The 20,871-nt window shown below is 35.6% G+C and carries 22 protein-coding genes; 6 read left to right on the top strand and 16 right to left on the bottom strand.

The annotated features are described in order from the left end of the window. The first annotated feature begins 88 nt into the window (after nucleotides 1-88). The 5 genes from mvk to HMPREF0877_RS00640 all read left to right on the top strand — a co-directional run bounded on the left by mvk (nucleotide 89) and on the right by HMPREF0877_RS00640 (nucleotide 4,795). Nucleotides 89-1,027, top strand: a complete 939-nt coding sequence (gene mvk / locus HMPREF0877_RS00660; RefSeq protein ID WP_002827145.1) for a mevalonate kinase — start codon at nucleotides 89-91, stop codon at nucleotides 1,025-1,027. Nucleotides 1,028-1,044: 17 nt separating this feature from the next. After that, complete coding sequence (mvaD, locus tag HMPREF0877_RS00655) at nucleotides 1,045-2,025, top strand: diphosphomevalonate decarboxylase (protein WP_002827144.1); 981 nt, start codon at nucleotides 1,045-1,047, stop codon at nucleotides 2,023-2,025. Continuing rightward, a complete protein-coding gene (locus tag HMPREF0877_RS00650) occupies nucleotides 2,022-3,089 on the top strand; it encodes a phosphomevalonate kinase (RefSeq protein WP_002827143.1) in 1,068 nt (355 codons plus the stop codon). The genes mvaD and HMPREF0877_RS00650 overlap by 4 nt, the downstream gene beginning before the upstream one ends. Before the next feature lie 5 nt (nucleotides 3,090-3,094). After that, entirely contained in the window at nucleotides 3,095-4,135 is a 1,041-nt protein-coding gene (fni, locus tag HMPREF0877_RS00645; protein WP_002827142.1) for a type 2 isopentenyl-diphosphate Delta-isomerase, read from the top strand. Nucleotides 4,136-4,252: 117 nt separating this feature from the next. Then, complete coding sequence (locus HMPREF0877_RS00640) at nucleotides 4,253-4,795, top strand: TetR/AcrR family transcriptional regulator (RefSeq protein ID WP_040760374.1); 543 nt, start codon at nucleotides 4,253-4,255, stop codon at nucleotides 4,793-4,795. Nucleotides 4,796-4,851: 56 nt separating this feature from the next. On the opposite strand, the gene yidC is transcribed toward HMPREF0877_RS00640, so the two are convergent. The 16 genes from yidC to HMPREF0877_RS00560 form a co-directional block, all read right to left on the bottom strand. Next, entirely contained in the window at nucleotides 4,852-5,799 is a 948-nt protein-coding gene (gene yidC, locus HMPREF0877_RS00635) for a membrane protein insertase YidC (RefSeq protein WP_002827140.1), read from the bottom strand. Nucleotides 5,800-5,891: 92 nt separating this feature from the next. After that, nucleotides 5,892-6,893, bottom strand: a complete 1,002-nt coding sequence (locus HMPREF0877_RS00630; RefSeq protein ID WP_040760106.1) for a nucleoid-associated protein — start codon at nucleotides 6,891-6,893, stop codon at nucleotides 5,892-5,894. An 82-nt stretch (nucleotides 6,894-6,975) separates the two neighbouring features. Continuing rightward, nucleotides 6,976-8,454, bottom strand: a complete 1,479-nt coding sequence (locus HMPREF0877_RS00625; RefSeq protein ID WP_002827137.1) for a HAMP domain-containing sensor histidine kinase — start codon at nucleotides 8,452-8,454, stop codon at nucleotides 6,976-6,978. Nucleotides 8,455-8,469: 15 nt separating this feature from the next. Continuing rightward, complete coding sequence (locus HMPREF0877_RS00620; RefSeq protein WP_002827135.1) at nucleotides 8,470-9,159, bottom strand: response regulator transcription factor; 690 nt, start codon at nucleotides 9,157-9,159, stop codon at nucleotides 8,470-8,472. A gap of 92 nt (nucleotides 9,160-9,251) precedes the next feature. Further along, nucleotides 9,252-10,028: a YibE/F family protein gene (locus tag HMPREF0877_RS00615; protein ID WP_002827133.1), complete on the bottom strand. Its 777-nt coding sequence runs from the start codon at nucleotides 10,026-10,028 to the stop codon at nucleotides 9,252-9,254. Continuing rightward, on the bottom strand, nucleotides 10,025-11,140 hold the full coding sequence (locus tag HMPREF0877_RS00610) for a YibE/F family protein (protein ID WP_002827132.1): 1,116 nt from the start codon (nucleotides 11,138-11,140) through the stop codon (nucleotides 10,025-10,027). The genes HMPREF0877_RS00615 and HMPREF0877_RS00610 overlap by 4 nt, the downstream gene beginning before the upstream one ends. After that, complete coding sequence (gene dnaI / locus HMPREF0877_RS00605; protein ID WP_002827130.1) at nucleotides 11,140-12,120, bottom strand: primosomal protein DnaI; 981 nt, start codon at nucleotides 12,118-12,120, stop codon at nucleotides 11,140-11,142. The genes HMPREF0877_RS00610 and dnaI overlap by 1 nt, the downstream gene beginning before the upstream one ends. Before the next feature lie 2 nt (nucleotides 12,121-12,122). Continuing rightward, the gene (locus tag HMPREF0877_RS00600) at nucleotides 12,123-13,469 is read right to left on the bottom strand and encodes a replication initiation and membrane attachment family protein (protein ID WP_002827128.1); all 1,347 of its coding nucleotides are present in this window, start codon (nucleotides 13,467-13,469) and stop codon (nucleotides 12,123-12,125) included. An 18-nt stretch (nucleotides 13,470-13,487) separates the two neighbouring features. Further along, nucleotides 13,488-14,087, bottom strand: a complete 600-nt coding sequence (gene coaE, locus HMPREF0877_RS00595) for a dephospho-CoA kinase (protein WP_002827127.1) — start codon at nucleotides 14,085-14,087, stop codon at nucleotides 13,488-13,490. Continuing rightward, complete coding sequence (mutM, locus tag HMPREF0877_RS00590; RefSeq protein ID WP_002827125.1) at nucleotides 14,087-14,923, bottom strand: bifunctional DNA-formamidopyrimidine glycosylase/DNA-(apurinic or apyrimidinic site) lyase; 837 nt, start codon at nucleotides 14,921-14,923, stop codon at nucleotides 14,087-14,089. The genes coaE and mutM overlap by 1 nt, the downstream gene beginning before the upstream one ends. A 300-nt stretch (nucleotides 14,924-15,223) precedes the next feature. Beyond that, on the bottom strand, nucleotides 15,224-15,580 hold the full coding sequence (locus HMPREF0877_RS00585; RefSeq protein WP_002827124.1) for a DUF1304 domain-containing protein: 357 nt from the start codon (nucleotides 15,578-15,580) through the stop codon (nucleotides 15,224-15,226). Nucleotides 15,581-15,613: 33 nt separating this feature from the next. Next, on the bottom strand, nucleotides 15,614-16,549 hold the full coding sequence (locus tag HMPREF0877_RS00580) for an NADP-dependent oxidoreductase (RefSeq protein WP_040760101.1): 936 nt from the start codon (nucleotides 16,547-16,549) through the stop codon (nucleotides 15,614-15,616). 10 nt (nucleotides 16,550-16,559) lie between these two features. Beyond that, on the bottom strand, nucleotides 16,560-17,903 hold the full coding sequence (locus HMPREF0877_RS00575; protein WP_002827120.1) for a dihydrolipoyl dehydrogenase family protein: 1,344 nt from the start codon (nucleotides 17,901-17,903) through the stop codon (nucleotides 16,560-16,562). Next, nucleotides 17,896-18,366, bottom strand: coding sequence for a MarR family winged helix-turn-helix transcriptional regulator (locus HMPREF0877_RS00570; protein WP_002827118.1), 471 nt, complete (start codon nucleotides 18,364-18,366; stop codon nucleotides 17,896-17,898). The genes HMPREF0877_RS00575 and HMPREF0877_RS00570 overlap by 8 nt, the downstream gene beginning before the upstream one ends. Nucleotides 18,367-18,675: 309 nt before the next feature. After that, on the bottom strand, nucleotides 18,676-19,344 hold the full coding sequence (locus HMPREF0877_RS00565; protein WP_002827117.1) for an ABC transporter ATP-binding protein: 669 nt from the start codon (nucleotides 19,342-19,344) through the stop codon (nucleotides 18,676-18,678). Nucleotides 19,345-19,348: 4 nt separating this feature from the next. Continuing rightward, complete coding sequence (locus HMPREF0877_RS00560; RefSeq protein WP_002827115.1) at nucleotides 19,349-20,395, bottom strand: ABC transporter permease; 1,047 nt, start codon at nucleotides 20,393-20,395, stop codon at nucleotides 19,349-19,351. A 262-nt stretch (nucleotides 20,396-20,657) separates the two neighbouring features. Here HMPREF0877_RS00560 and HMPREF0877_RS00555 point away from each other — a divergent pair. Beyond that, nucleotides 20,658-20,871, top strand: a 214-nt coding sequence (locus HMPREF0877_RS00555) for a transposase (RefSeq protein ID WP_002827113.1), incomplete at its 3' end; no start/stop codon positions are given.

Genomic DNA, 20,871 nt, shown 5'->3' with positions numbered 1-20,871 from the left:
ATCCTAATATCTAGGATGTAATTAGTCATTGAATTTGGTATGATTAAGAAAGCTAAAATAAAAAATAGAATGGATTGGTAATTTCAAAGTGAAAAAACCAGGAATTGGCGTCAGCCATGCCAAAGTTATTTTACTTGGCGAACATGCGGTCGTTTACGGCCAGCCAGCTATTGCACTTCCTTTAACGGATTTAGCAATGACTGTAAAAATCGAATCACGTGAAGCAGGTCAGGTTGTGCTATCACAATCCTATCAAGGCCCATTGGTAGCAATGGCGGAAGTCTATGAGGGAATTCGACAACTTATCAACCGTTTATTGCAACATTTCAAATCAGATGAAATGCCCTTTACAATGACGATTACATCCAATATTCCTCAAGAACGAGGTATGGGTTCATCAGCAGCAACTGCCATCGCTATTGTTCGAGCATTTTTTGATTTTTTCGATGAGTCATTATCTAAACAAGAACTGCAACGTTGGGCAAGTATCGAAGAAGCTATTACACATGGATCCCCTTCTGGATTAGACACTGCAACGGCAGCACATGATGAAGCTGTTTGGTTTATTAAAGGGCAACAACCTGAAAAAATTGATATGTCTTTAGATGGCACGTTAATTTTGGCCGACACAGGTATTCAAGGCCAAACGGGGTTAGCCATTTCGGTTGTCCGTGAACATCTAACAAATGACCCTGAAGTTGGGCAACAACATATTGATAAAATTGGGGAAATCGTCAAAGCAACAAGAGAAGCAATTGCTGAAAATAATTTAGCGAAAATAGGCCATTTTATGAATGAAGCTCAAAAGCATCTTTCTGCATTAGGCATTTCTCATCCAAAATTAGATGAATTAATTATGGCGGCACGTCATGCTGGTGCTTTGGGAGCTAAATTAACTGGTGGTGGTGTCGGTGGTACGATGATTGCAATCACAAAAGACGATGAACAAACAGCTCGAGTGATCAAGGCACTAGAAGATGCTGGCGCTCAAGAAGTTTGGACACAAAATTATACCAATGACAAATAGTTTTAGGAGTATTTAACATGCATTATACCGCTCGGGCGCATACAAATATTGCATTACTAAAGTATTGGGGAAAAGTAGATGAAGCACTCATTACACCTACGACAACCTCAATTTCATTGACACTAGACGAATTTTATACTGATACAACTGTTTGGTTTGATAAGTCGCTGCAAAGTGATCAATTAATTCTTGATGGTGAAACAATTTCTGGTAGTGCAGCTCAGAAGGTCAGTCGATTTTTAGATGTAGTCCGAGAAATGGCTGATATCAATGACAAAGCATACGTTGTTTCTAATAACCATGTTCCAACAGCAGCTGGGTTAGCTTCTTCAGCATCAGCTTTCGCGGCTTTAGCTGGTGCTGCTAGCAAAGCTGCAGGATTAAATTTAAGTGTTACGGAATTATCTAGATTAGCACGTCACGGCTCAGGATCAGCGACAAGATCAATATTTGGTGGTTTTGCTAAATGGGTTCCTGGTGATGATCGTACGTCATTTGCTACACCCATATTTGAAAAAGTTGATTGGCCTATTCAATTATTGACGGTGGTTATTAATGATCAGCCTAAAAAAATTGGATCACGTTTAGGTATGCAACATGCTAAAAATACTGCCCCTTTTTATGATATGTGGGTAAGATTAGCTAATAGTCAAGTTAATGACATGATTTTGGCAATTCAACAACATGATATAGTGAAATTGGGTGAACTTGCTGAAGCAAATGCTTTACAAATGCATGCAATGAATACAACATCTGTCCCTTCTTTTAACTATTTGACGGATAAAAGTTGGCAAGTCATAATGATTGCTCAGGAATTGCGGGAACAAGGAATTCCTGTGTATGCAACAATGGATGCTGGCCCTAACGTAAAATTAATTTCTCGACCAGAGGACACATTCATTATTAAAAAAGAACTTGCCAATATAGTGACAAGTTCGCAAATTATTATCGCTAGTCCGGGTCCCGGAATAAAAGTTACTTCAGGAGATAAAATATGATAGCAACTGCTAAAGCGCCAGGTAAATTGTACCTTGCCGGTGAATACTCAATTACTCTACCAAATCAGAGTGCAATTATTGTCGCCATTGACAAGTACATTACAGCAACAATTGATAAGATCGATGTTCAAAAAATTCAATTGAATAGCGACCAATTAGGAGATCTTGCTATTCCAGTGGAGCAACTGGATCAGATATCCTACCCAGATGACTGGCAATTGGTTATACGCACGATCCAAGTGTTGAATAAATATCATTTTGATGATACTTCCGCTTTTCCAGGTATTAAAGTAACCCTAACAAGTGATCTCACTTTTGAGCGTAAAAAGTTAGGGTTAGGTTCTTCTGCTGCAGTTGTCATGTCTATCATAAAGGCATTCCACAAACTGCTTAATCTTAAGTTAACTGAACAACAACAGTTTAAATTAGGTGTACTTGTAATGCTGACCCTACCCCACTTTGATAAAGGATCGATGGGTGATTTAGCAGCTGCAACATATGGTGGTGTCATTGCATATCGTAAGTTTGATGATCAATTTGTAAAACAGTTGATACAACAAAATTCAGATTATGAAACAATCATAAGTACACCTTGGCCATATTTAGACGTTCAACAATTAAATTGGCCATCAGAATGGCAACTTTTAGTCGGTTGGACTGGTAAAGTTGCAGATACACAAAAATTGCTTGAAACAGTATCTTCAGCAGAACAAGCAAAGGCAAAAGAAATGTTGGCGTTACAAACGCGAAATATTATTACAAATATCAGCATGGGAATCAATAATGCAGACTATTCATTGATTGGCATAAACATTTTTTATAATTTGACCTTCTTAATGACATATACTCATCAAGTTGGTATTAACTATTTAACTGAAGATTTATCAAATGCCATTTCCGAAGCCGTAGATTTAGATGTTGCTGCAAAAGTTTCAGGAGCTGGTGGTGGTGATAACGCTATTGCTATCGCCGATAATGATGAGGTGGCTGAAAAACTTCGTCAAGCTTGGCAAAATGAAGGAATTATTCCATTGCCATTAAATATTGCATTATTAGGAGAATAATCGTTATGGAATCAGCGCACGCACATCGAAAAGATGAACATTTAGCATTGGCTGAAGCCGAATATCGGAGGCATCAACCAGTATCATCATTAGAACAAGTTCGGCTGATTCACCAAAGTTTACCGGATTTAAAAATTAGCGATGTTTCGACAGCAATTAGGAATGAAAATTTTAACTTTACTACCCCTTTTTATATTGAAGCAATGACTGGTGGTAGCATTCGTACAGGTCGTATTAACCAACAATTGGCTGAAGCCGCCAAAGAAACTGGCTTAGCAATGGCCGTTGGTTCTCAAAGTGTTGCTTTAAAAGATAAAGATGCTATTGAGAGTTTTACTATTGCCCGTGATACAAATCCAGACGGTTTTATTATGGCCAATATCGGTGCTGGACATTCAGCACAATCAGCACAGCAAGTTGTTGATATGATTGGTGCAAATGCGCTTGAAGTACACGTTAATGTCGCACAAGAAGTCGTTATGCCTGAAGGAGACGAAAATTTCTTATGGCTTGATAATATTATCGAAATTATTCAAACCGTATCTGTTCCTGTCCTAATTAAAGAAGTTGGTTTTGGTATGGATGCGACAACGATTAAGAAATTATACGAAAATGGTGCAGAATACGTTAATATTGGTGGCCGTTCTGGTACAAATTTTGCTGTTATTGAAAATCGCCGCTATCGTGATAAGGAATTCAATTATGATTTTTTATATGATTGGGGACAAACGACAGCAGAAAGTCTGTTAGAAGCACAGTCATTACAGCAAAAACCAATCATTTTTGCAACAGGCGGTATTCAAAATCCGTTAGATGTTTTAAAAGCACAAGTTTTAGGGGCTAAAGCCGTGGGAGTTGCTGGACATTTTCTTCATACGACTCTTCAGGATGGCACAACTGGTTTAATTAATGAGATCACAAACTGGCAGCAACAATTAAGAAAATTATACGCACTTGTTGGTGCTCGTTCTGCAAATGATTTAACCAAAGTCCCCTATGTACTCTCACCAGAGCTACAAAATTATAAAGATCAACGACAATTATAATTTTAACGTTTCGGTTGTAATTACAAAGGTTTTCTTAAACATTTAAAATGAATCTTCAATTTACTTAATTTCTCACCTACTTTAAATGCAAAGGCGTAAAATTAAGATATGAAAAACATGTTAACAGAAAGTATTCGTCAAAAAACTGACGATCAAATTATTGACGCAACGCTGACATTGTTGCAAAGTCAATCCTACGACCAACTTGCGGTTACAGAAATCACCCGTAAGGCAGGCGTGTCACGGATGGCTTTCTATCGCCATTTTGGTACAAAAGAGGCAGTCATTAAAGCTATTGTTGTCCAATTAACACAAGATTTTGAAAAAGAAGCTGCGGAATTACCTTTAAATTCTAGTGATATTTCACGAGCATTTTTTGGCTTTGTAAAAGCAAATGGTATTGCAATTGCTGTCTTACTTAATGCTGGGTTACGAGAACAATTCTATCCGCCACTAAGAGATATACTGCATGGTTTATACGCAGAATTACTACAAAGTAAGGTTTCTTTTAATCGGTCAATTGACTACGTTTCTGACTTTACCGCATCAGGTATGCTCGCTTTAGCTATCCGTTGGATTGCAACTGGCGCACATGAATCAATAGATCAGATGGTAGAAATTGCTAATGAAATGACCACTGCTCAACATGCAAATATTTGATTATATAAAGTAAAAGGACTTGATAAAAAATTTATCAAGTCCTTTTACTTTATGTGTTATTTACGTTGTTGCTTCCCAGCGTTACGACCACCATTTGAATTGCTTGTACGTTCTTGAGTTGATTTTGTAATATCTTTACGTCCAGCTTGCTGTTGCTGCTGTTGTTCTTGAGCAGCTTGCATTGCTTCAGCAAATCGTCCAGTTGGCTTTGACTTAATTTTACCAGCCAAAGCGTCATCAACAACATCTTTCACTTCAAAAGTTTCAGCAACATGAGCTTTCAACTTTGGACGCCAAACAATAATAATTAGAGTTTGGAGAATCATCACTAATGCACCAGCAAAGAAGTATAACGCAATACCGGCATTAGTGACCCAAGTCATAAACAACATCATTACTGGCATGACGTACATCATCATTTGCATCTGCTTCTTTTGCTCTGCAGGAACCCCAATTATTGATAAGTATGCTTGAATACCATAAGCAACAGCTGTTGCAATTGCTAAAATTGGTGCGTGAGAAGAAAGATTAATGCCAAAAAATGATGCATGAGCTATTTCATTAGAATATCTAATTGCTGAATAAAGTCCCATAAAGATTGGCCATTGGATAATCAATGTTGTAAAGTTCATCCCGCCTAATAATGAAACATTATTCTCACGATAGATTGTCATCATTGCTTGTGAAGCTAATAATTGTTCTTCTTGTGTTTGCGCATTTTTTTGTGCATCCTGTACTTTTTTTAATTGTGGTTGCAACAAACGCATTTTTTCTTGTTGAATTGTTGCGTTACGTTGTTGATGAACCATCATTGGTAGCAAAATTAGTCGTACAGCCAAAGTCAAAATAATGATTGACCAGCCAACTGCATTTACTCCCCCTATTGTTGATTCTGACCAGTTCATAAAGTCAGTTAATGGACTTTTCAGAAAATCTGCATGTCCAGTAACGAACAAAACGACTAGCACAATTAATAATATGGGTGTTAAACCTTTAATTTTCATGGAGTATGTCATCCTACCTATTTCATTTTTTCAAGTAATAATTATATCACGAAACGTGATATATGTTCTAATTCTTTGGCTACCCTAAAAAACTAAGAGCTAAATTTATTAATAATAGATGCAATGTCTTTGATAACCAGTGACATCGTACCATCTGGTTTGTTAATAAATTCAACTTTATTTTTATCTTGGTAGATATCCATCGGAATAGAAATTTCAATTCCTGAATCAAGTTTAAAACGTTGTAAACGATATTTTTTTTCAATCTTTTCAATATTTGGTACGACAATATCTTCGTTTAAATGCTTATTATTTATGATCTCGTGATATGCTTCTTGTGCTGAAGTATTGCCATTAAAAACTGATTCAGCAATTGCAGCAGTACTAATTTCACCATCATCTTGAACATTATCAAAAATTGTATTTTGTGTATTTGCTAACACTTCATGCTCAGGAAGATCAAATTTACTAGCGACAGATTTAACAGCTTGTTTAATCACTTTAATATTGTCTTTAGTAGAATTCTCTGGTGAAAGTTGCAAGAACTTCTCCGAAAAATAGTTAATGCGATGGCCATCGATTAGATAACTCTTTTCTAATAGCTTATAGGTACCAGACATTAAATTAATTAACACACCTTCATCAACAGTTTGTGTTGCGGCGGGTAATACTGCTTGGTTTAAGACCAAGTTGTTAATTAATTTGTCATCTTGATATTCAACAGCATGTGTATATCTTGGCGTGAAGTTCAATTTCAATAGGCCAAAGAAATCATCCGCACCCTCTGAGAATTCGACAACCAATAAATCTCCTGCTGGAATAGATTCACTGGGGGCAATAATTTCGAATAATCGTTCAGCCAAATCTGTTGCTTTCTCTGTAAAAGAACGCGTGTCATTATCTGATACAACCATGCCAATTGTATCGTTGTCAGTTAATTGACCTATCTTGTAGTCGCTATTTTCAAATTTTTCAATCAACTTCTCAATGTATTCATGTAAATTAGGCTGAGCTAAGTCTAATTCATTTTGAGATGCAATTAAATTGCCACTATTTTTGTCTAAAACATGCAAAATCACGTGCTTAATAATCATATTTATATCCTTCATAACAAAAAAGTAAGGTCAAATAGCAATAAGAAATTTTTCTCGTAACTATCCTGCCCTACTTTCTTTATTAATTTTTATCCATGTTTTTAATTGGTAATGTTATTCTAAAAATTGATCCTTGTCCAATAGCAGATTCCAGTTGAATATGTCCACCATAACCTTCTACCAGCTTTTGAGCAATACTTAGCCCCAAACCGTTACCACCTTGCTTTCGAGACCTTGCCTTGTCAACACGATAGAATCTATCGAAGACACGACTGGCATCTTCAGGACTAATCCCTTCACCAAAGTCTTGAACAGCTAACTCGACAACATTGCCTGAACGTGAAGCAGCAAAATGAATTTCTTTTCGATCCTGGCTATATTTAACAGCATTATCAGACAAAATAATCAATATTTGCTCTAGATGGTCACGATTCATATTAACAATAGTTGGACCTTTCAAATCATCATCTATCATAAAAGTAAATTCAGGGTGAATCATCTTGAAGTTCGTATAAATGCCATTTATCAACTCTTTTGCATCAGTATCACCATCACGAAAAGTTAATTCAACCTGGTCAGCGCGAGTCAAGTCTAGCATTTCTGACACTAATCCTTCCATTCTACTTATCTCTTGTAGTGATGCAGCAATGGATTCATTTAGTACTTTCGGATCATCTTTTCCCCAACGGTTTAGTAATTCCATGTGACCTTTAACAATTGCAACAGGTGTTCGCAATTCATGAGAAACATCTTCTACGAATTGATGTTGTTGTAGAATAAAGCGTTGCATACGGTCTAGCATATCATTTAGCAGGTTAGATAAGTCAGTCAATTCATCAGGTTTGCGTTCTTCATTTACAACACGAACCTGAGCCTGTGGATCACGATTAATATCATCAACAGTTTTCTTGATATTATCGATTGGACGCAAGAAAAATCCTGACAACCAATAGCCCCATAATGCAATCAAAAATGAGCCAAGAATAATAAGAATTGCAATGATAGAGCAGACACGATTGAACGTTTTATGATAACTCGTCAAATGATTTTCAACAACGATATGACCAATAATTGTATTGTTATTGTTGCGTAATTCTTGATGGCCAACCAGCATTTTTACACCTTGAATACGTTCTGTTCTAATAACTCGCTTCTTAGTTTCATGAAATGGAATCCTGGCTCCTCCGACAGGATATATTTGAGCACCATTTTCGTTGTATACCCGAATCGTATAATCTTTTCGAGTAATTTGTTGCAACACTGGATCATTCACAACTTGATCAAGATCCGTGCTATCTGGGCGTAGTAATTTATCAATTTCAGAGGGTAACATCTGAGATTCATTAATATGCTGCAGTCGATTGGTTACGGCATTTAGCGAACTAGATACCTGCTGCTTTTCAGTGTCCATCATTTGAGTTGCAAATGCCTGCATCACAAACCATGTAAAGATAATAAATATTAAAAAAACACCAGCAACAGATCCAAGTGCCCATTTCCACTTTAAGGAGAGGCCTGTACGTTGTGGTGTTTCTTTAATAATGGACGTTTGCCTACCCATTAAAATTCCTCCAAATTACTGGCGCATTACGTATCCAGTACCACGAACCGTTTGGATATATGATGCTCTTGAATCAGGTTGATCGATTTTATTACGAAGGTAACGGATGTACACATCGACAACATTAGTCTCAATTTCTGAATCGTATCCCCAAACCTTCTTAAGTAACTCTTCACGTGATTGAACAACATTAATGTTTTCCATTAAAATTAATAATAATTCATATTCACGTTTTGTTAAATTAATGATTTCATTACCGCGACGAGCAATTCGATTCTCTTTTTCAACTGTCAGATCACGATATCGAACGACACTTTGATGCGTACTGTGCTCTTCTGTTTCAATATCAATACGACGTAGAAGTGCACGAACTCGAGCCAATAATTCTTCGATAGCAAATGGCTTAACAACGTAATCATCTGCACCGTAGTCCAATCCTGATACACGGTCGATAACAGAATCACGTGCAGTCATCATAATAATTGGTGTATTCTTTTCTTCACGTAAGCGGCGAGCAACTTCTAAACCACTTAACTCGGGTAACATTAAATCAAGCAAAATTAAGTCAAAATCATTTGCTAAGGCGGCATCTAACCCACTACGCCCATTATCCTCAACGTGGGTTTCATACCCCTCATGTTGTAATTCTAACTCAACAAAACGAGCCAAATTTTCTTCATCTTCAATCACAAGCACACTGCTCATACGCTATACCTCTGGTTACTTTCTTACAAGATATAATGCCACTCCACTACTCTGGCATATTTATTCTAATCATACCATGATTTTCTAATAAATCATAGTTTCCCCCTATTGGCGTCGACTTTTTGGTGTTTTTGATAAAGCAAAAAAATTATAATTGTAATTGGTAAGGTAATTATGACACCTAGTAACGCATATAATAGCGACAGCATTGAAGAAGTAAATAATTTTGCATTTAAAATTTCGCTAAATGTATATTTTAATTTACTAAATAATACTGCTAGACTCAGAAAGTCTGCTAGAAAACCAAAGAGTACGGTATTAACAGCAGTACCTATAATTTGCTTCCCAAGTAATTGTCCAACGCCTATCAATTCGTTATCTTGAAGTGATGGTTTGCTGTTTAATAATTCGCCAATACCTGTTGCAATGGCAACCGATGCTTCAGCAATCGCTCCCAAAGTTGCTAATAGGGCCGCCACGATTCCTAATGTACCAAAGTTTATATTAATGGCTAGTGATAATCCCTCCAACTCCTCAGAATTTTCTTCTGCAAAGCCTTGCGCAATGGCAATATGTTCGGTAGGTAATATAACTGCTAATAAAATTAACATAACAATGAGACTTGCAATTAAAGCAATGATCGTCGTTCTTTCATCAGCACTAGCACTTAGAACGGTTACGGTTAATAGACTTGCACCACCAATAAGTAGCACCCAGAAGGCATTAAATTGAAAACTAATTAGTATAGTCATCACAACCATAATGGCAAAACTGATCCATAAACTAACAAAAGCTCCAATTCCTTTAACACCACCAATTGCTAGCATTAAAGCAAATAAGATAACTGATAACATCATTAAAACGCTCATGATTGTATACCTGCTTTCTTTTGTTGCCATTTATGAAGGATCCAAACCCAAAATATACCTGCTGGAACTGTTAACACGATACCAATGGCACTGATTAGTGTTTGAATCATCCCCAGTGATAAGTTCATTGTGTAAGTGAATCCCCAATTGTTCCCATTTCTTAAATATAGAATGGCCATTGGTATTTGTTCAGCCATAAAAATTAAGAACAATGTATTACTTAATGCTCCAAAAATTTCTTGTCCAACATGTCGTCCAGTAATTAATAGATCCTTTAGACCAATATCTGGATGTTCACGTTCAACACTAAAAAGTGTCGCAATCATATCTGTTGCCTCATCCATGACAGCTCCAAGCACACCAACTAACGTCATTGATAAAAACATTGGCTGTGGTAATTGGGTTATAAACGACATTAATTCAAAATGAAGCCCCTTACCCTTTGTTAAGCTGAATACCAACAGACCAATTGACATAGCTAATATTGTCGAAGTAATCACAGTTAAAAGAACAGTCCAAGTGAGCCTGTTCTTGATTCCCATAACAAACATTAATGTTATTGCTGAGGCAACCAGACTAAACAAAATAAATAACCAGAAAATATTGGCGTCCTTTGTGATTAAATTCAAATATATTGTAAAAATAAACAGTATTACATTAAGGAAAAGTGATGTGGTCATCATCACACCTGCTTTTCCAGTGGTAATGATTAATACACCAATAACTAGAATTAAAATTGGTATCCAGAAAGTATCTCTTTTAAAGTCCTTTAGACCCCATGATTTTTCTGACTTTGATAAGAAAATTTGATCATGCTGGTGTAAAGGTTGTGTAATAGCCATTGCATCATCATAAGTGTTTTTAAACGAAATAATTTCATTTTTCTTCTCGGTATTTAATATTTTAACCTTAACCCGCTCATCATGTTGTTTGATATTATTACCGTATTGGTCCTGTAGAGATTGAGATGATAAGTTTTTCACGCTCATCACTTCCCCTACAGGCTGTTGATACCAACTTGCATTATGTTGTAATACAAAAAAGCTTGTAATCATCAAAATAAACACAACGAGGAATTTTAAAACAATGATTCTTGTGCTTCTTTTTTGCATTAATTAAACTCCCGACGATTTGCTCCTGCCATTTGGACTTCTTTAGAAAGAAACTTAATTCGCTGCATTAATCGTTCTGCTTTGACAGGTTCTGCGCCATCCTTGGTAACAGTAAAGTGTTCTTTTTCTAATTGCTGCATAGAAAAATTAGAAGTAAAGAAGGTCGTCAGTTCATTTTGCATGCGATATTCTAAAATAACTCCCAAGATATCATCTCTGACCCATGAAGTTAATGACTCTGCGCCAATATCATCAAGGACTAGAATAGGTACTTGTTTAATCGTATTAATCATTTCTTGTGGCTTTTGGTCTGTTCCAATCGCGCCACGAATTTCCACAACAAAACTTGGTAAATGGACTAAGGTAACAGGAATACCTTCTAAAGCTAATTCATTTGCCATTGCCCCCATCAAGTGGGTTTTACCAACACCATATGAACCATGTATATAAAGTCCACGATGATACTCATCAGGGTCTTGTATATAGTCATTAATAAAATTTAGAACGCCAGTCAAGGCCGCAAGTCGCTCAGCATCATTTTCAGAAAAATCGTCTAAACGCGCCTTTTTAATTAACTTTGGCATACCAATAGATTTTACTAAATGTGCCTGCATACTCATGCGTTGTGCTAAGAGTGTTTCTTCATCCGGTTCATAGATAATAACAATCCGTCCTTCGGTAACGGTTAACGCTGGTGTATATCCCTTGTGGACTACTGGTTTGCCATTTTTTGCATTATTCCGCTGTGAATAATATTCATAAAGAACTGCGAAATCACGTTCAATTATTTTACGAGAAAGTTTCGTCTTGTTCTCGTTGAAAAAACGACGAATATCAGCATCTTTAAAAACTTCATTTTGTAACGCTTGGTATCGAGTATTTAATTGCTTTCGATCCATAAAGTCCCGTAATGCATCCCCAACATTCATTGGAGATGAGTCTGATGTTTCTATTTCTTTTTCAAATTCTTGTTCACTCACAGTTAGTTCTCCTCTGAATCATTCTGTCTGCGTCGGGCTCGCATGGCTGCCAAAGCCTCCCTAGCTGAATCAGCATCTGCTTTAGAAATTGGCGTTCCATGTTGATTTTCCCAATCAGGACGTGTTTCTTGCTTACTTTGCTTATTTTGTCGTGACAATTTTTTAGATGATTGTGACGTTTGTCGGGATTGCTGTTTCTTAGATCGACGTTGTAGATATTGTAATGCACTGACTGCATCAGTAACATCACTTTGTGCCCAATCATTCACAAGTGTCTGTAAAATTGTTTTATTTAAGGTTTTTCTGTTCTCAATAACAGTTAATTCATACAGCACAATGTTTAGCACTTCAGGTTCGATAATATTCATTTCTGCAATATCCGAAATAGCCTTCACTTCGTTATCAGCGACAAAACCATTATTTTTTTGCCGCAAATTCTTTAAGAATTGTAACGGAGCTACTGATTTTACGGTCTGTACTAAACGAATTGCAGGATTAGATTCATCATTTGATGACTGTTTGGGTTCATTCGTTTGTACTTTTGTTTCAATACCTTTTGTGCGAACTTGTATTTTTCTGAAATTACCTTCAAGTGATTTCTTAATTGCTGGCAAATCAATTTGTTTATTTGGAGAAGTTGTCGCTTGAATGACTCTGACTAACTCAATATCTGATAAACCATATAGTGCTTTTTGAATCATCAAATCAGCTTCGTTAGTCTGTAGCGTTCTCAATTTAATACCATAGGACTTTAACATATCCGCCATCAGACCTAAATTCAAGGATTTAGTGGCCTTACGAACTTCTTGAGCTAAACCTTGTTCGTGATCACTTGTTGAAAATGGTGCATGATTTCGATGAACGAAACTTTCCTGACCAGCTAAGTCAAAAAAAGTCTTTGATACGTTCTCACCAGCAATTTTTTTGGAATCAGGTAGTTCATCCTTAACTAGCTCGTCAAATAATTCATCACCAAGATAATGTGCTAGTAGACTAGAAAGTAATGCATCTGAAAGAAATGCACGCACTGCCATTGGCGGAAAAATTCGATACGTCCATTGTGAGCCAAAATTAGTGGTTTGTTTATATGATTTTACTAACCCCATACCCTCCAATTTACTCCGAGCAGTTAGGAAAGCCTGTTGATTCATTGCTAATTGATCTAAAAGATCAACATGTCTATTTTTTGCTTCTGGCGTTTCTCCAAGAGTTGCCCAAGCCAAATAAAGGGTATACGCATCACGGCCAATGATTGGTAAGTATACCTTAGTTAATGATCGTACTGCAGTCATATCAATTAATTCATCATATATAAGCCGATAGCGTTGTTGTATAGAAAAATCCGCCATGATTCATATTCTCCTTTACTAAATTGATTCAGTAATGTTTTGAATAACTTTATCCACTTGGGTTAACGTGTTTGCAATCGTACCTGAATTATCAACGATAAAATCTGCTAGTTTTTCTTTCTCAGAAAGAGGCATCTGTGCATCGATCCTGCGCTGTGCTTCTTCCTTAGTTAAATTGTTACGTTGCATTAATCGGTTTAATTGTATTGATTCTGGTACTGTTACAACCATAATGGCGTCTGCACCAGCAATATTATGATTCTCCAATAACAGTGGAATATCTAAAATAACTAATGGTGTTTTGTCCTTAGCTAATTTTTGTAATTCATCAGTCATCATTTGTTGAATTCGGGGATGCGTAATGCCATTTAATTTTTGACGCGCTGTCATATCATTAAATATGATTTGTCCTAAAAGTTTGCGATTTAATGAGCCATCTGATTGCAACACTTGCTTACCAAAAGTATTCACGATATCAGTTAGACCTGGTGTACCTGGCTCGACAACCTTTCTGGCATATTCATCAGCATCTAATACCGGAATTCCCTTAGTTTTTAAATAGTTCGATATGGTCGTTTTGCCTGTCGCAATACCACCTGTAAGTCCTAATTTGAACATTATTTTGTCCTTTCAATCTGACAAACTGGGCAATAGGTCGTCCCTCGTTGAGCAACTTTAATCTTGACCAATGGTTCTCCACAACGTAAGCATGGTTCTCCCACTCGTCCATAAACTTGCAATTCATTTTGGAATTCTCCAGCATTACCAAATACATTTGTAAAACTGTGAACTGTCGTCCCATGATGCTCAGTTGCTCGTGCTAGTTCAGCAATGATATTTTTACGTAAAATAGCTAGTTCGTCTGTTGTTAATTGATTTGCTGCTGTGAGGGGATGAATCTTTGATTGCCAAAGTGTCTCATCCACATAGATATTCCCCAATCCAGCAATATGATTCTGATTTAACAAGAACGGCTTCACGTGCATTTTTGATTTACCAAATTCAGAAATCATATAATCCAATGTCAATGTATCTTCTGTTGGTTCAGGTCCAATCGTTGCTAATCCGGCCACTGTCATGACCTGATCATTGGGTACGATATTCATACGACCGAACTTACGCGTATCTCGATAGAACAGATCCACCCCATGATCTAGATGGAAAGTTACTAAATCATGTTTACCTGGCTTTGTCCCAGCTGGTACGGTATAGTATGATCCCTCCATGCGAAGATGTGACACCATGGTGATGCCACCTGTAAATCTAAATAATAAATATTTTCCGCGACGGTCGATCTTTAGAATTGTTTGATTTCGTAAAGCTTGATCAAATTCTTCTGCTGTAAAACCGCCGACTGTTTTTTCCCATCTAACTTCTGTGCTTTCAACCGTGCGACCTGCCACTAAATTTGTCAGTCCGCGGCGAACAGTTTCTACTTCTGGTAGCTCTGGCATATCTCTTTTAAACCCCGTTATATCAATATTTATATTTTAATCAATCACTTTGTCAATCACTATTATTTTATTAGTGATAGTAGCGTTAAGTTTAACCTTATCTGTTTTAGTCCTACACAATATTATACTATCTTATCCGAAACATGAAAAAAAGCCCACTAAGTTATGCAATTTAGCATAGCTCAGTGGGCTTGATTTTATTTAACTTCAGTTAGTAACTGTTACACTTTGCCACGTTTCATAACTAGTGCTGAATTTCATGATACTAGTTGCACTAGCTTTAATTTTATCTAATTCAGATTAGAAGATTAAAACCATAAAAGCTAAAAAAGCAGGTAATCCTTGTATGATGAGTATTTTTTTAGCAGCTGTTAGACTACCATAAATCGCTACTAGAACCACAAACAACATTTCTAATTCCAACATTGTTGTTTGCTGTGGCCCTTTCAAAAATACGAGTGTACCAATAATCAATGCACCAAAAAGGCCATTATATATTCCTTGATTGGCTAATAAAGTTTTAACCTCAGGCATTTTAACAAAAGATTCATCTAATTCAAATGCATTTGCTTGTTGTTTAGGCGATCCAAACATTTCTAAAATCATAATACCTATTGCCTCAATGCTCACAATAGCTATCAAAATAGTTTCAATCATAAATTTTTTCTCCTGTGACAGAAATTACGTGCATCATTTTATCTTAACAATAACTTTTCCACGAGCATGATGTGTTTCACTACGCTTTTGGGCAGATTGTATTCCCTCAGTTGTAAGCGGATATGTGCTATCAATCACAATCTTCAAATTATTATTTCTAATTTGTTTGCCTAAGAAACTAAGGTCTTCACCATTTGGCTGTAACCAGCCAGTCATTATATGCTTATCTGACATCTCTTTTTGTTCTTCAGTCAACGCACCGGAAATCGTTACAAAACTTCCACCAGTTTTAAGAATACTAATACCACCCTCTATATCATTAACCGTGTCTAAAACAGCATCATAATCAGATAGTACTTCAGTGATTGTATTTTCATGATAGTCTATTACTAAATCCGCACCTAACGACTTCACAAATTCAGTGTTATTTTCACTAGCAGTAGTAGCAACAAAAGCGCCAAATATTTTTGCTAATTGGATTGCAAAGATACCTACGCCACCTGCACCACCCTGGATAAGTATTTTTTGACCAGCTTCTAAATTGAGTTGTCTTAACATTTGTAAAGCTGTTAAGCCTGCCAGAGGAACTGCAGCTGCTTCTTCGAAGCTAATATTTTCAGGCTTCAACGCTAGTTTATCCTCTTTTACAGCCGTATATTCTGCATAAGATCCGTTCGTACCAAGAGGATCTATATCTGGCCGGGCAAATACCTCATCTCCAATTTTAAAGCCTTGTACTTTATCTCCCAAAGCAACAATTTTTCCAGCTAAGTCCCAACCTAATACTACTGGAAATTGCCATTTAAACATTGATTGAAGTAACCCTTGACGAGCTTTATAATCAATCGGATTTATACTACTAGCAAAATTTTTTACTAACACCTCATCCTCTTTTAGAATAGGCTTATCTATATCAGTAACCTCAAGTTGAGTTACATCACCATATTCTTTAATAATAGCTGCTTTCATCATTTTTCTCCTAAGCTAAATACTGGGCAATCATAGGCAACAAGATACCAGAATGTGTCGGAAAGGCAAAAATTTGATTTTGAATATCTTCAGAAGTGTATTGATGATTTATTACCTGAACAAGATCATTAATGATCTCTGGCGCGAAATCGCCAATTATCGAAGCACCTACTAATCTTTTGTCTTTATTGAGAATAATTTTTATCTTGGCATTTTCATCATTCAAAGTCTGAAAACGCATAAGTTTACCATATGGTATTTCGTATATCTTTAATTGTTTGTCATTTTTTGCCATACCAACTGTGACACCAACTTGAGCTAATCGCGGCAGGGTAAACGCAACCGATGGCACAACAGGATATTTTATAGGATTAGAATCACCTAATAAAATTCTAGCAATGTAGTTTGATTCAAACGTTGCAGTTGGTGTAAGGCGTGGTATTAATTTATCTATAACGTCTCCACTAGCATAAATATTTACATTAGACGTTTGTAGATAGTCGTTAACAACGACACCATGATTATTATATTCAACGTTAGCAGCATCTAATCCAAGATTTTCAATATTAGGTGTACGTCCAGTTGTATCCATCACGTATTCAGTCGTGTACTTTTTTCCTTGAGCTGTTTCAAGAATATACTGATTATTTTCTGTCGAAATTACTTGAGAAACACGTTGATTAAAGTCAAATTTAATACCCCTATTAATCATATCTCTCACAACTTCTTGCGAATATTCACTATCAAAACCAGAAAGTGCATGATCACTATATTCAACTATAGTCACCTCACTACCGGCAGCACGAGCAATTGATGCAAATTCCATTGCAATATACCCTGCACCGATAAACACAATTGAATGTGGCATTTCTGATAATTCCAAAAAATCAGTACTATCATGTAATAATTCATTACCAGGAATAGGTAATTTTGCAGGTTTTTGTCCTGTAGCAATAACAAATTTATCTGCTTGGTATGTTATATCATTTACCATCAATGTTTTTACATCCGTAAATTTGGCATGTCCTGAAATAATATCAATACCATCTACTGAAAGCATATGTGCAAGGCCTTCGGACAACGGATCAATTACCTTATGTTTGTATGCCATTAATTCTGGCCAAATAATATTTGGTGTTTCATCAATTCCTATTCCATGATAGTGATGCAAATGATGGATTAATTCTGCTGGACCATCTAGCAAGATTTTAGCGTTACATCCAAAGTTGGTACAAGTACCAGCAACTTTATTTTCTTCTACCAAGGCAACTTTTTTACCAGCTCTTGATAAGGTTTGTGCTCCGTGCCATGCTGCATGACCACTCCCAATAAATATTACATCATAGTTATCCATTTAATTGATTCTCCCGTTTACGAGCTAAAATCATTTTCTGTAATGTCTCGTTTAAAACTTTATTTTCAGAAATAATTTTAGATACTGGTTTGCTACTAGTTGCAATCAATTCATCTCGTATAATTGCAATATTCAATAATATTTGTTCAAAAACTAAACGCTTTGATTCTGATATTTTTAAATATTTTACACGTCGATCCACTTCACTAGGTACCTTGATAAGCCATTTTTTACTAACTAATCTATCAATTACTGGTGTCAGTGTATTACTTGATAGATCTAATGCCTTACCGACATCCATTAACTTAGCAGATTTATTTTTATAGACGATAAGCAATGACATATACTGCAAGTAAGACAAGTCATAATCTCCTAGAACCTCTCCATATAAATGATGAAAATAACGATTTGTAGTATATACAGACAAACACAATTCATCATACAGTGTATCTTTATTAGACATATATGATCTCCTTTCTGATAATTATATCGTACACGACATAATCGTCAATATCAACTTTGTAACAAACCGTTCTTATAATTATTTAAAATGCTTATCTGATTTCTTCTAAAAATACTGATATTTAATATCTTCTTATAAAAAAAGCCCACTAAGTCATTCTTTCAGAATAACCTAGTGGGCTTGATTTTATTTAACTTCAGTTAGTGTTCCTGCATCCTCCCACACGTTGCCATAACGTGTTCCAAATGCAATTCCGTTCTTATCAACACCAAGTACTTCAATCCGATCAGAATGTAGTCGTAAATAAATCTAAAGCATCGTCATTTTCCCATCAATTATCTGATAAACTCTGTCCGCTATATCCTTTAACCTTAAATCATGAGTAACAACAATAATAATTTTATTTCTTTTGTGTGCTAAATTCTTCAACAATTCGATCACTTTCATAGATCTTTCTGTATCTAAGGCAGCTGTTGGTTCATCTGCCAAAATATATTCAGGATCAGTATATAAGGCTCTAGCAATTGCCACACGTTGTTTCTGACCACCAGACAATTGATTGGGGTACTTTTTTAATAACTGTAAAAGTTCTAAATCTTCAAGAAGTTCATGCATTTTATTTTCTGTAAGATTATTTTGATTTATTTTGTCTACGAATTTAAATTGTTCTTCAACAGTTAAAAATGGCACTAAGTTATAAGATTGTAAAACAAAACCTATTTTTTTAAGCCGTAGATTGGTTTGTTGTCTTTTCGATAAATTTGTAATGTTAGTATTGTTGATTTTTACATTACCTTTAGTCGGAGTTTGTAGTCCACCAGCTATCGTTAAAAAAGTTGTTTTCCCAGAACCGGATGGCCCCACAACCAGAATAAGTTGTCCACTTTCTGCTTCGAAATTAATATTATCTAGTGCTACGTACTCGCTACTTCCTTCTCCAAAAACTTTTGTTACTGAATCAAAAATCAATTTTGACATCAAGTTAACCTCCAATAATCTTGTAAGGGTCAATCTTTGCAATTTGTCGGATAGGTATTAGAGCACCTAATAACGACATAAAAACAATACCTAATCCGGTAACAACTACATTGTTCGTATCAATGACAATTGGCACTTCACTTGGAAGACTCATAGCTGTTATTTCACCAAGTGTAATTGCTATGATAACACCCACAACTGACATAACAAGTGACTGAAATAAAGTGCTCAAAATAAGATATTGTGTTGAAACACCCTGTGCCTTCAAAACTCCTAAGTTGGGTAACTTTTGAACAGTGAGAATGTATAAAAAAATAGAAATAACAATCAAAATAATAATATACAAGAAACTAATCATAAAGTTAAAGGTAAGTTGTTGTGCACTATAACCTGGCAATTTATTAATAAATGTCTTGATATTTAATTGTTTTAAACCGTTTGGTATCTTTGAATTTTTTAACTTATCTTTGAATAACACTGCATTTGTTACTCCCTTATTAAGGGGTTGAATTGTGTCTGATGAAATATAAATAACAGGTAATGCACTTAAAGTTGCATTGGAAGTAAAACCTGTGATTTTAATTTTCATTGTGGAATTAGCAACTGTCAGGTAATCTCCAATCTTAAATCCATCATCTTTTAATTTATCTGATACTAAACCAAAATTTTTGCTAATGTTTTTACTACCACTTGTTAATTTAAGGTTTTTATATACGAATGATTGTGGGTCAACCGCTATTAATTGAGCATTCTCTTTTAACCCGCCTTTTGACTTTACAAGCATACTATATTGTGAAATTTTTGTTCCATTTTTAGGTAACCTGTTAATATTATCTTGTGAAAGGAACGACTGGGGTAACCGACCCTCAGAATCACTATTTAAGACAATACTTGACGCATGCCATTCATTAACTGCAGATTTGTTTAACGTAGATAGCCCAGTAGCTAATCCAGTAAGAATTATCAACAGATAACTAACTAAAAATATTAGTACAATAATTAAGCTATAACGTAACTTTTCATGTAGCATTTCTTTAATGGCTAAAAACATAGTAATCTCCTAATTGTTAAATTGTATTTTGTATGTTACATAAATTGTTACAGATAGAAAGGTTTTATTATTTTAATAAAAATTTAAATGGAAACAAGAAACTGAATAGGTATTACATAATATACAGCTAATTTTAACATAAATTTTCTCCACATAAATAACTACCTTGCATCATGACTAATAATGCTCCTATCCTAGTATTTGGTACATAAATTTCTGAACAGTTGTGCCATAATTAATAAAACAAGATAGGAGCATTCCAATGAAACGATATCAAGATGATTTTAAAGCCAGCATTGTGAAGATGCATCGTGAAGAGAAAAGATCTATTCGCTCGCTTTCCGAGGAATACGGTGTTTCTCCAGCCGCAATTCATAACTGGGTTAAAGGCGCTAAATCAGTTGAGCTAGAAGACGGTACTGAAGTAACGTCCAAAGAATTCAAACAACTTCAAAAGGAAAATCAGCGATTAAAAG

Source organism: Weissella paramesenteroides ATCC 33313, assembly GCF_000160575.1.
GTDB lineage: Bacteria > Bacillota > Bacilli > Lactobacillales > Lactobacillaceae > Weissella > Weissella paramesenteroides.
This window is presented reverse-complemented; position numbering and strand designations above follow the sequence as displayed.

Bases quoted from the DNA above. Each gene is read 5' to 3' on its own strand.
- mvaD (WP_002827144.1), top strand. From the start codon at position 1,045: ATGCATTATACCGCTCGGGCGCATACAAATATTGCATTACTAAAGTAT.
- HMPREF0877_RS00650 (WP_002827143.1), top strand. From the start codon at position 2,022: ATGATAGCAACTGCTAAAGCGCCAGGTAAATTGTACCTTGCCGGTGAA.
- fni (WP_002827142.1), top strand. From the start codon at position 3,095: ATGGAATCAGCGCACGCACATCGAAAAGATGAACATTTAGCATTGGCT.
- HMPREF0877_RS00640 (WP_040760374.1), top strand. From the start codon at position 4,253: ATGTTAACAGAAAGTATTCGTCAAAAAACTGACGATCAAATTATTGAC.
- yidC (WP_002827140.1), bottom strand. From the start codon at position 5,799: ATGAAAATTAAAGGTTTAACACCCATATTATTAATTGTGCTAGTCGTT.
- HMPREF0877_RS00630 (WP_040760106.1), bottom strand. From the start codon at position 6,893: ATGATTATTAAGCACGTGATTTTGCATGTTTTAGACAAAAATAGTGGC.
- HMPREF0877_RS00625 (WP_002827137.1), bottom strand. From the start codon at position 8,454: ATGGGTAGGCAAACGTCCATTATTAAAGAAACACCACAACGTACAGGC.
- HMPREF0877_RS00620 (WP_002827135.1), bottom strand. From the start codon at position 9,159: ATGAGCAGTGTGCTTGTGATTGAAGATGAAGAAAATTTGGCTCGTTTT.
- HMPREF0877_RS00615 (WP_002827133.1), bottom strand. From the start codon at position 10,028: ATGAGCGTTTTAATGATGTTATCAGTTATCTTATTTGCTTTAATGCTA.
- HMPREF0877_RS00610 (WP_002827132.1), bottom strand. From the start codon at position 11,140: ATGCAAAAAAGAAGCACAAGAATCATTGTTTTAAAATTCCTCGTTGTG.
- HMPREF0877_RS00600 (WP_002827128.1), bottom strand. From the start codon at position 13,469: ATGGCGGATTTTTCTATACAACAACGCTATCGGCTTATATATGATGAA.
- coaE (WP_002827127.1), bottom strand. From the start codon at position 14,087: ATGTTCAAATTAGGACTTACAGGTGGTATTGCGACAGGCAAAACGACC.
- mutM (WP_002827125.1), bottom strand. From the start codon at position 14,923: ATGCCAGAGCTACCAGAAGTAGAAACTGTTCGCCGCGGACTGACAAAT.
- HMPREF0877_RS00585 (WP_002827124.1), bottom strand. From the start codon at position 15,580: ATGATTGAAACTATTTTGATAGCTATTGTGAGCATTGAGGCAATAGGT.
- HMPREF0877_RS00580 (WP_040760101.1), bottom strand. From the start codon at position 16,549: ATGAAAGCAGCTATTATTAAAGAATATGGTGATGTAACTCAACTTGAG.
- HMPREF0877_RS00575 (WP_002827120.1), bottom strand. From the start codon at position 17,903: ATGGATAACTATGATGTAATATTTATTGGGAGTGGTCATGCAGCATGG.
- HMPREF0877_RS00570 (WP_002827118.1), bottom strand. From the start codon at position 18,366: ATGTCTAATAAAGATACACTGTATGATGAATTGTGTTTGTCTGTATAT.
- HMPREF0877_RS00565 (WP_002827117.1), bottom strand. From the start codon at position 19,344: ATGTCAAAATTGATTTTTGATTCAGTAACAAAAGTTTTTGGAGAAGGA.
- HMPREF0877_RS00560 (WP_002827115.1), bottom strand. From the start codon at position 20,395: ATGTTTTTAGCCATTAAAGAAATGCTACATGAAAAGTTACGTTATAGC.